7 protein-coding genes are annotated in these 10,579 nt (G+C 55.6%); 5 read left to right on the top strand and 2 right to left on the bottom strand.

Annotated features, from left to right (window positions below):
• Positions 1–2: 2 nt before the first annotated feature.
• Positions 3–1,130 (top strand): ABC transporter permease, encoded by a 1,128-nt coding sequence (locus AC0N03_RS07935; protein WP_474288127.1) that lies wholly within the window; start codon positions 3–5, stop codon positions 1,128–1,130.
• Between the two features lie 6 nt (positions 1,131–1,136).
• Here AC0N03_RS07935 and AC0N03_RS07930 read toward each other — a convergent pair whose 3' ends face one another.
• Both AC0N03_RS07930 and AC0N03_RS07925 read right to left on the bottom strand, forming a co-directional pair.
• Positions 1,137–2,636, bottom strand: a complete 1,500-nt coding sequence (locus tag AC0N03_RS07930) for a phosphomannomutase/phosphoglucomutase (protein ID WP_474288126.1) — start codon at positions 2,634–2,636, stop codon at positions 1,137–1,139.
• A gap of 28 nt (positions 2,637–2,664) precedes the next feature.
• Complete coding sequence (locus AC0N03_RS07925; protein ID WP_474288125.1) at positions 2,665–4,077, bottom strand: mannose-1-phosphate guanylyltransferase/mannose-6-phosphate isomerase; 1,413 nt, start codon at positions 4,075–4,077, stop codon at positions 2,665–2,667.
• Between the two features lie 736 nt (positions 4,078–4,813).
• Between AC0N03_RS07925 and AC0N03_RS07920 the strand changes: the two genes are divergently transcribed.
• The 4 genes from AC0N03_RS07920 to AC0N03_RS07905 are packed head-to-tail and all read left to right on the top strand — an operon-like array spanning position 4,814 to position 10,579.
• Complete coding sequence (locus AC0N03_RS07920) at positions 4,814–5,590, top strand: glycosyltransferase family 2 protein (RefSeq protein ID WP_474288124.1); 777 nt, start codon at positions 4,814–4,816, stop codon at positions 5,588–5,590.
• Between the two features lie 45 nt (positions 5,591–5,635).
• Positions 5,636–7,876 carry a glycosyltransferase gene (locus AC0N03_RS07915; RefSeq protein WP_474288123.1) on the top strand — a complete coding sequence of 747 codons (2,241 nt, stop codon included), beginning with the start codon at positions 5,636–5,638 and terminating at the stop codon, positions 7,874–7,876.
• A gap of 4 nt (positions 7,877–7,880) precedes the next feature.
• Positions 7,881–8,672: a polysaccharide deacetylase family protein gene (locus AC0N03_RS07910; protein ID WP_474288122.1), complete on the top strand. Its 792-nt coding sequence runs from the start codon at positions 7,881–7,883 to the stop codon at positions 8,670–8,672.
• 14 nt (positions 8,673–8,686) lie between these two features.
• A complete protein-coding gene (locus tag AC0N03_RS07905; RefSeq protein WP_474288121.1) occupies positions 8,687–10,579 on the top strand; it encodes a tetratricopeptide repeat protein in 1,893 nt (630 codons plus the stop codon).

Genomic DNA, 10,579 nt, shown 5'->3' with positions numbered 1-10,579 from the left:
CCATGATGCGGTTCCTGAAAAACACCTTCTTTCTCGGGCTGAAGGAATTCGCCAGCCTACGCTATGACTATGTGATGCTGGCGCTGATTGTCTATGCGCTGTCCGGCGCAGTCGTCATGGTGGCGCGCGGCGTCAAGCTCGAAGTATCCAACGCGACGCTTGCCATTGTCGATATGGATCATTCGCAGCTGAGCCAGCGCATATCCGACGCCATTCCGCGCAAATATTTTCAGCCTCCCGTCGAAATTGCCGCAACCCAGATCGACCGCGAAATCGATGCTGGCCATTATACGTTCGTCATTGAATTTCCGCCGCATTTTGAAGCCGATGTTCTTGCAGGCCGCCAACCCGGCATTTCCATCAGGGTAGATGCCACCGCAATCGCGCAAGCCGGCAATGGCGTGGCCTATCTCCAGCAAATTCTGCTTGATGAGACCGCCAGATTTCTTGGACGGTCGACGGCCGACAACTTCCTGCCCATCAGCAGCGCCCTGCGCTTCTATTTCAACCCAAATCTGGATGGCGTGCGCTTTAACGGCGTCATGCAACTGATCAATTCAGTCACGATTCTGTCTATTCTGCTGGTTGGCGCAGCCGTGATGCGCGAGCGCGAACATGGCACTCTGGAGCATCTGCTTGTCATGCCGGTTTCGCCGGCTGAGGTTGCACTGGGCAAGATCTGGGCGAACGGGCTGGTCATTCTCGTTGCCGTCTTCGCCTCGCTTGAACTGGTGTTGCGGCTTTTTCTCGGCATCTCGGTTGCAGGATCGACACCGCTCTTCCTCTTCGGCGTGACAATCTATCTCTTTGCCACAACATCGCTGGGCATATTGCTGGCAACGATTGCATCGTCGATGCCGCAATTTGCCTTGCTGGCCATTCCGGTCTTTATCACCATGATGCTGCTGTCCGGCACGATGACCCCGCTCGAGAGCATGCCGCATTGGCTGCAAACCGCCATGCACGCCTCGCCCTCGATTTATTTTGTCAGGTTTGCCCAAGCCATTTTGTATCGCGGCGCAGGTCTTTCGATCGTCTGGCGCGACATGCTGATCATGAGCGGCCTCGGCCTGCTGTTTCTCGCAAGCGCCGTGATGCGGTTCAGGAGTATGCTGGCCAAGGTCCAGTAATGCCGGCTACATCGATTGGTTATAAGCACCCACTTCGGGATTTTTGCGCAATATTGCGTCGATTTCCTTGAACATCGCCCGCATTTGCACCTCGGAAGCCGGGCTTTCCACCACAACCACCAATTCCGGTTTGTTGGAAGACGCGCGCACCAAGCCCCATGTTCCGTCCTCGCACGTGACGCGGACGCCGTTCACCTCGTTCAGCGCGATAATCCTCTGCCCGAGCATTGTCTCTCCCCTTGCCGCCTTCAGGCGGATCTCAGACGTCACGCGATCCACCACGCCATATTTGACCTCGTCAGGACAAGCAGGCGACATGGTTGGCGAACTCCATGTTGTGGGCAGATCATTGTAAAGATCTGACATGGTCTTGTCCGGATTGCGATCCAGCATGTCGCAGATCTGGAGCGCCGTGAGCAAGGCGTCATCATAGCCCCGCCCCACCGGAGCGTTAAAAAAGAAATGTCCCGATTTTTCAAAACCTGCCAAAGCGCCAAGCTCGGTCACGCGCCTCTTGATGTAGGAATGTCCGGTTTTCCAATAATCGGTTGTCGCGCCAAGAGCCATCAGCGCCGGATCATCGGCAAACAGCCCCGTTGACTTTACGTCGACGACAAAACGCGCACCGGGATGCAATGCGGCCAGATCGCGGGCCAGCAAAACGCCGATCTTATCGGCAAATATCTCGGCGCCGAAATTGTCCACCACACCGCAGCGGTCCCCGTCACCGTCAAAGCCCAGTCCAATATCCGCGCCCGCTTCCCGCACTTTATCGGCCATGGCGTGCAGCATCATAAGATCTTCGGGATTGGGGTTGTAACGGGGAAAGCTATGGTCAAGCTCAGTATCAAGCGGCACCACCTCGCAACCGATGCGTTCAAGCACCTGTGGTGCGAATGCGCCTGCTGTTCCGTTGCCGCAGGCCGCGACCACCTTGAGGCGACGTTTCAATCTGGGCCGGTCCGCAAGGTCCTGCAAATAGCGCTCTGCGAAGCCGCCGACATAATGATAGGCGCCGCCGGGCGCTTCCAAATAATCGCCATTCAGCACCAAATTCTTCAATCTGGTCATCTCTTCCGGCCCGAATGTCACGGGACGCTCTGCGCCCATCTTGATGCCGGTCCAGCCATTGTCATTATGCGAAGCCGTCACCATCGCCACTGCCGGAACATCGAGTTCAAACTGCGCGAAATAGGCCATCGGCGAGAGCGCCAGGCCAATATCATGCACCTTGAATCCCGCAGCCATCAGGCCGCAGACAAGGGCCTGTTTGATCGAAAGCGAATAAGCCCGGTAATCATGGCCTGTGACAATCTCGGGGCGGATGCCCATCTGGCGCAAAAGCGTACCCAGCCCCAGACCCAGCGCCTGTGCACCCAACAGATTAAGCTCGGAGCCGAAAAGCCAGCGCGCATCATATTCCCGAAATCCGGTTGGTTTGATGAGAGGCCGCGTCTCGTACAAAAGCGTGTTGGGTTCAATGCGGGACAGAGGTTTGGGCAGCATGACGAACACCTCTGTTGCTGACGGAAAATCAGTGCCGGTTATAGACATCCTCAAGGCGAATGATGTCGTCCTCGCCCAGATAGGAGCCGGTCTGTACCTCGATGAGTTCCAGATCGATCTTTCCGGGATTGGCGAGGCGATGCCGCGCGCCGATCGGGATATAGATGGACTCATTTTCGTGAATGAGGACAATTTCATTATCGCGCGTGACTTCGGCTGTGCCGCACACGACAATCCAGTGCTCCGAACGGTGATGGTGCATCTGCAGCGACAAACGCCCCCCGGGCCGCACAACGATGCGCTTCACCTGATAGCGAGAGCCCCTGTCGACACTGCGGTAATATCCCCACGGACGGTAGGATCGCTCGTGATCCGTCGCCTGCTGAAAATTCTGCGTCTTCAGTATCTGAACCAGTTCTTTGACGCGATCCGTTTGATGCGCATCTACAACCAAAACAGCATCGGACGTGGTTATGACGATCAGATCTTCCACGCCGACCACCGCCGTCAACCTTTCAGGCGAACGCACCAGAACATTTCGCGAATTCACGGCAACCGCCTGCCCCTGCAGACAATTGCCTTCAGCGTCCTTGCCTGAAAGGCGCCAGATCGTCTCCCATAGGCCCACGTCGGACCAGCCAACATCGGCTTCGATGACTGCGGCCTTGGACGTCCGCTCCATGATGGCGTAGTCAATCGACTTGCGCGGCGCCTTGCTGAAGCCTTCCTCATCGAGGCGGAAAAAATCCAGATCCGGCTTCATTCTGGCGACCGAAACTCTCGCCGCTTCCGCCATTGCGGGTTCAAACTCATGCATTTCATGGAGCATGACGTCGGCCCGAAAGACGAAATTGCCCGAATTCCATAAATAGCCGTCATCTACAAATTTTTGTGCAGTAGCTGAATCTGGCTTTTCGACAAAGGCGTCGATCTTTCGCACATCGCCGGTAAAGTTCAAAGCCTCTCCGGTTCTTATATATCCATAGCCGGTGGCGGCATGATCAGGCCGAATGCCGAAAGTGACGATATAGCCATCTTGCGCAGTCAACGCTGCCTGCAGACATAATTGCGCGAAAAAAGCAGGCTTTTGAAAAACATGATCGGCCGCAAGCACCGCGACGATCTTATCAGCGCCATATTGCTCAGCAAGCACGGCCGCCGTGGCGACGGCAGGGCCACTGTCGCGCGCACAGGGCTCCAGAATTATGCGTGCAGTCGCGCTGATTTCCGCCAGTTGTTCAGCCACCTGAAAGCCATAAGCCGAATTGGTGATAACGACCGGCTCGTCGAACACTTCCCGATCGCCGACAGTCCTGATGATCGATTGAAATGTAGAGAGGGAGCCAATAAGGGGGATAAACTGCTTCGGCAGACTTTGTCGGGACTCCGGCCAGACTCTCGTGCCAGTTCCTCCACACATGATCACCGGCAAAATTTTCATCCCCAAACCTCATCATTCCAAACCACGAATGAACCCGACGAAATCTTGCATAGTCCCGCTTTGCGGCTGTCGAACTCAAGCAAAAATCTGAACTGGCGTTCCGGCAGAGCTTCTCGCTACAAACAACAGGGTTCAATTCGGTTCAGTCCGCGCCGATTCAGATGCTCCGCTGACACGCCAAACAAACGTAGTCCGAAGCCGACCACGAATCCCTCGGCCAAGCTGACGACAAATGCAGCAGCAAAGAAATTGTATGTCTAGCAATTTTAATAATCAAAAATCAGATTTGATATTTTTAAGTAAGCAGGCAAATAAGCCGCTGTCTTTGATTTTCATCAAGAATTCGCGCGGATCAGGAATTCGCGAACCCATGCTTTAATGAAAGAAGTCTATGCGATATCAAACGCAAAGGACGGATTGATGCATCCGGCGCCGAAAAACCACCGTTCCACGGATCAGGCCAGGAGCGGCCACGAAAGGGAAAACGCCCCAGAATCGGAGCTTAGGGTTAACAAAACCAGCGATTTGACAAATATCAAAACCCGAATCGCGGAGGCGAAAATTATATAGACATTTCTTAAAATTTCATTAATTTTGTAAATAATTTTTGAGACAAATATATTTTCTTTATGATTCAAGTATAGAGAAATTAATTTTCTATTTTTGGAATTTTACATAAATAAAATGAATAATTATCCGATCAAATTAAATAGAAAATTCAAATATGGAGGTTTCCATGAATCATTTCAGGACGGAAATCCACACCGATAAAATTTTTTCAGAAACCAACAAACCCATATATGTTGGAAGCCGCGACAAATCGTCGATAAGCGTTGTTGTACCGGCGAAAAACGAAGCGCTGAATCTTCCCTACGTTTTGCCCCGCATACCGGAGTGGATCGATGAAATCATTCTCGTCGACGGAGATTCCACCGATGACACAATCGCCGTCGCAAGACAGCTTATTCCCAATATCAAAGTCGTAAAGCAGGACCGCGCCGGGAAAGGCGCCGCCTTGCGTTGCGGCTTCGCGGCGGCAACCGGCGACATTATCATTACGCTTGATGCGGACGGCTCGGCCGATCCGAACGAAATTCCGGCATTTGTCGCCGCACTTCTCTCAGGCGCGGACTTTGCCAAAGGAACGCGCTTTACGAAGGGCGGCGACACATATGACATGGAATGGTACCGCAAATTTGGGAACTGGGGTTTGCTCCAGCTTGTCCGCCTGCGCTTTGGCGGCAATTATACCGACCTTTGCTACGGCTATAATGCCTTCTGGCGAGATGTGCTGCCTTTTCTCAATCTGGATGACGCAGATGGGTTTGAGATCGAAACCGCGATGAATATTCAGGCTCTTATGAGCAGGCTTAAAGTCGAGGAAGTCGGCAGCAAGGAATATCTGCGCATCAACGGCACGAGCAATCTTCGCACCGTTCCCGATGGCTGGCGCGTTCTGAAGACAATCGTGAAGCTTGGTCTTTCGCAGTCGCAGGCGGCTTCGCCCTACTGACCGGATCGGCCGGTTTGTTTCCGTCAGACAGCAGGTCCAGCAACCATGACTGCGTCAAAGACAATTTCTGTTGTTATCTGCGCCTATTCCACTGAACGGACTGAGCAACTGCAGCAGGCTGTCCGCTCCGCACTCGACCAATCAGTGGCGCCGCTGGAGGTTGTTGTTGTTATCGATCATAATGCCGACCTGCTGCAACACGTGAAGGCGGCCCTTCCCGAAGTCAAGGCGCTCGCCAATTCCGGTGCGCAGGGTCTGTCGGGAGCGCGCAACACCGGGGTCATGGCCTCTCGCGGCAATATCGTCGCCTTTCTTGATGACGATGCGCTTGCCGATAAAAAATGGCTGGAGACGATGCTTCGGCACTATGACGACGCCGCAGTCATCGGCATAGGTGGCGGCGTCGTGCCTAAATGGCCGGGCAATGCCGGCCCAAGCTGGTTTCCGGATGAATTTCTCTGGGTCGTGGGCTGTTCCTACAAGGGGCTCCCCCAAAGTCTGGCGCAGGTGCGAAACGTCATCGGTTGCAATATGTCGTTTCGCCGGTCGCTTTTCGATCAGGTCGGCGGATTTGGCGAGGCCATGGGTCGTCGCGGAGCCGATGCGGCAGGATGCGAGGAGACCGAGTTCTGCATCCGCGCCATACAGGCACGACCAGACGCCATTATTCTCTACGATCCCGATTGCCGGGTCTTGCATCAGATTTCCGACGAAAGAGTGCGCTGGTCTTATTTTCGCAGACGATGCCTTGCGGAAGGACATTCCAAGGCCCTTATGGTCCGGAGCGTCGGCACCCATGACGGCCTTGCGAGCGAACGCAGTTATATATTCAAAACATTGCCTCTTGGCATTCTGCGCGGCATTGGCGATGCGTTTTTGAGGCTCGATCCCGCCGGTCTGGCCCGTGCATTCAGTATCATCATGGGGCTGGGCTACACGACCTGGAGCTTTGTCCGCACAAAAATGGCGGGCACTCAAATGACCGGCAGCGCAAATCCCATCTATCTGCCCAAAAAAATCATCGACGTGGAACTCGGTGCTCCCATGCCGCGGATAGCGATGTCGGATTCCGGACGCGGCATTACCTATGGCGGCGTCTTTTGTCTGGTACGGCGAGCCGGTATTCCGGTCAAGCTGGTGGAATTTCCGTTTCAGGGTGCTGTACTGGACAGCGACCTGCTCGCCGACATCGTCGGCCAGACGCAGCACGACCTCGCCGCCGGTCCTGTCGCGGCCACTGTTCATAATGAAGCAGAACCATTTGTTTCTGTGATAATTGCCACCCACAATCGCCCGGACGGCCTCGCAACCTGCCTGAATTCGCTATTGGCTCAAAATTACCAGAACTACGAAATCATAGTCTCCGACAATGCACCCGGATCGTCCGAAACCGCGGACATGATCCGCTCCAGATACAGCGTAACGGGCAAAATCAGATATATCCGGGACGATAAACCCGGTCTTGGCATAGCCCATAACAAGGGATTGGAAATAGCGTCAGGAACCATTGCCGCGTTCACAGACGACGACGTGATCGCCGATCCTCAGTGGATTGCGTCCATCGTCCGGACATTTCAATCCGGAGCGAAAATCGGCTGCGTGACAGGTCTGATCCTCCCGGCAGAACTCGAGACGCGGCCACAATATTGGACTGAACGTCACGGCGGATTTGGCAAGGGTTTCAAGAGCAGGATTTTTGATCTGGAGGCAAATCGCCCGGATAGCCGCCTCTTCCCCTTCACGGCGGGACAATTCGGTTCGGGCGCAAATATGGCTTTCAATATGCAGGTGCTGCGCGCAATTGGCGGGTTCGATCCCCTGCTCGGGGCTGGTACTTCTACGAGAGGCGGAGATGATCTGGCCGCCTTCGTGGAAATCATTCAGACCAGCTACAAGCTGGCATATCAGCCGGAAGCAATAATCTGGCATCACCATCGGCGCGATGAGAGCGGCATTCACAATCAGGCGTTCGGCTATGGCATGGGCCTTGGCGCCTATCTCGCCAAGCTCGTCGTTGACAGGCCGCGCACGGTTCTGGATCTGGCAATGGCATTTCCGGCCGGGCTGTTTCATATGTTCGGCAAATCCTCGCCAAAAAACCGCCGGCTGCCTGCGGATTACCCGAAATCGCTGATCTGGCGCGAGCGGGCCGGCATTCCGGCCGGCGTGATTGCTTATCTGCGCAGCCGTATGCAAGAGACGCGGCACAAAGCGGCCGATAGCCGGGCGACGGGAGCAGAACCCACCAATAGCAGCGCCGCACATATAGCCGCTGACAGAGAATGAGCCCATGACGCATCCGGTGCCTATCCTGCTCTATCACAGTGTCGATGATCATTTCTCAGATGACTATCGCGACTATGCGATGACGCGGCGAGAATTCGACGCGCATATGAAGGTGCTGGCCGATTGCGGATGTCGCCCGATAGATATCAGCACACTTGCCGGACTGTTTCGCAGCGGTTCCCATATTCCTCCGGGCACCGTCGCCATCACATTCGACGACGGCCTGCGGGATTTTCTCACCGGCGCAATGCCGATCCTGCTTCACTATGGCTTTACCGCGACGCTATATGCCGTCGCCGGACGCATCGGCTCCACCAGCAATTGGCTTGAACGGCTGGGAGAAGGAAACCGGCCTCTGGTTTCGTGGCAGGAATTACGCGAAATTTCCGACGCGGGAATCGAAATCGGCGCCCATACGATAAGCCATCCCCAGTTGGACGTACTCTCGCGCCGGAAGGCCGGGCAGGAAATCCGCGGCAGCAAAGATGCGATCGAAGACGGGCTGGGAAAGGTCGTGAATTCCTTCGCTTATCCTCACGGATATTCCAGCCGTGCCACCCGCGAACTTGTCAGGGAAGCACAATTTACGTCGGCTTGCCGGGTACGCCACGCCTTGAGCGACGAAACCGAGAATCTCTTTGCCCTCTCGCGCGTGATCATGTCCCGCGACATTCAGCCCGCCGCCCTGCGGAACATCCTGCAGGGCGCCTCGGATCTGCCAATCTCGCCGCCGACAGAATATCTCGCTGCGAACGGATGGAGAATTGCCCGCCGTCTGCGTTCGATATGGCCCTGATGGAGGGCGCTCACATGCCAAAAATTCAGAAGACTTCGCAAACGTCACCCCGGTCCGCCTGGCTGAGCGGTGCCCGAAAGTATCTGCGCCGTGTTGAGGTCTTGTACAAGGGTGCAAGCCTCGCACTCTCAGCTCTGTGGATGCTGGCCGCAATTCCGGCGCAGAGCCAGGCAGTTGAAAGCGTGGAATCCACCCCAAAATCCGAACAGATTGAAGCCAGGGACAAGACTGCCTTTCACTCCCAGGCCGTCAGCAACGCGCTCGTTCAACTCGGCGATCTGATCCGCGACGGACATGTGGATGCCGCGGATGCAAATCGCGCAATTGCATTTTACATGAAGGCCGCAAAGGCAGCCGACACAACGGCGCCCTACGCCATTATTTCGCCGGAGCGCCTGCTGGGCAGCGCCGGACACGGCGCTCCCGATGCAGAAACAGCCAGAACACTCTATGCGCAGGCGGCACAAACAGAAAACCCGGATGCGCTTCTTCGTCTGGGCGATCTGTATTCCAGCGGCCAGAATCTGCCGAAAGATCTGACGAAAGCCTTTGATTATTATCAGAGAGCTGCCGGAGCCGGAAGCGTTGCGGCAAAGCTGCACGTCGGGCTCATGACGGTGTATGGGCAGGGCACGCGTCAGGACATCGACGCGGGCGTGGCTCAGATCAAACAAATCGCCGACACGGATGATCCGGCCGCAATGGTTGCACTGGCCGATATTCTGGCAGGCAATATTCTCGGCGCGCCAGAGCCGGAGCGCGCAATCGAGCTATATCGAAAGGCCGTTGCCGAGGGATCGTCCGATGCAATGATGCGACTAGGCGATATTTATCACGATGGGCGGCTGGTGCCGCAGGATTTCAATACGGCCTATCAATATTACCAGCAAGCCTCCGAAGCCGCCAACCCCTATGGCACGCTTGCAATGGCAGGCATGATTGCCCGTGGACAAGGCGTTGGACAGGACGTGACACGGGGCCGGGACATGGTTCGGCAATTGATCGCCGATGGCAACGCCAGCGCATCCATGACTCTGGCGGAAATGCTTGTCAGCGGCGATGCCGGGCCAGTGGATATCGGATCAGCCGTCAAGATGTTCGAGGCAATGGCGGAACGCGGTAATTCGAATGCATTGCTGCGGCTCGCGGATCTCAGTTATTACGGCACAAGCGGACTAAAGGCTGATTTGCCCAAGGCTTTCGATTTGTACCGCCGCTCGGCAGAGGCAGGAAACCTTTATGCCAAGCTCCGCATGAGCGAACTCCAGATGCGCGGCGAGGGCACAGTCAAAGATCCGGCAGCGGCCGTCGCTGCCGCGCGGCAGGTTGCGGATGCAGGCATAAGCGATGCGCTGGTGGTGCTTGGCGACTTTGCGCTGGGCGACAATATACGCTCCGCTGATCTCAAATCGGCAATGATCTATTATCGGCAGGCGGCGGCTGCGCGCGTGCCCGAAGCCTTCAACCGATTAGGAACACTGTATTATTCAGGAAAATACGTTAAAAAGGATTATGCCAAGGCCTTCGAATATTTCGGCACGGCTGCGAAATCGGGCAGCATGGCGGGTCGGCTGCATGTGGCGGAAATGACAGCGCGCGGTCAGGGGACCGTCAAGAATGCTGCTGACGGACGCTCTCAGGCTCAAAAATTGGCGGAAAACGGCAATGTGGCCGCGCTTATTCTTGTCGGGGATCTTTATACCGATGAATCGGTAGGAAAAATCGACGCCCAATTGGCGCTTGATGCTTACACGCGCGCCGCCGGAGCCGGAAGCCGGGAAGCCCTCCTCAAAATCGGAGACATGTATCGCGACGGCAAGGGTGTCCCGATGAGCGGAGAACAGGCGGCCAAATACTATCTCCAAGCTTCAGGGCTTGTTGCGGCCGCAACGCAAAGCGGGCAATAA

Source organism: Methylocystis sp. sgz306128, from assembly GCF_056032725.1.
Note: the sequence above shows the minus strand (reverse complement) of the source record. Positions and strands in the feature narration are given on the sequence as shown.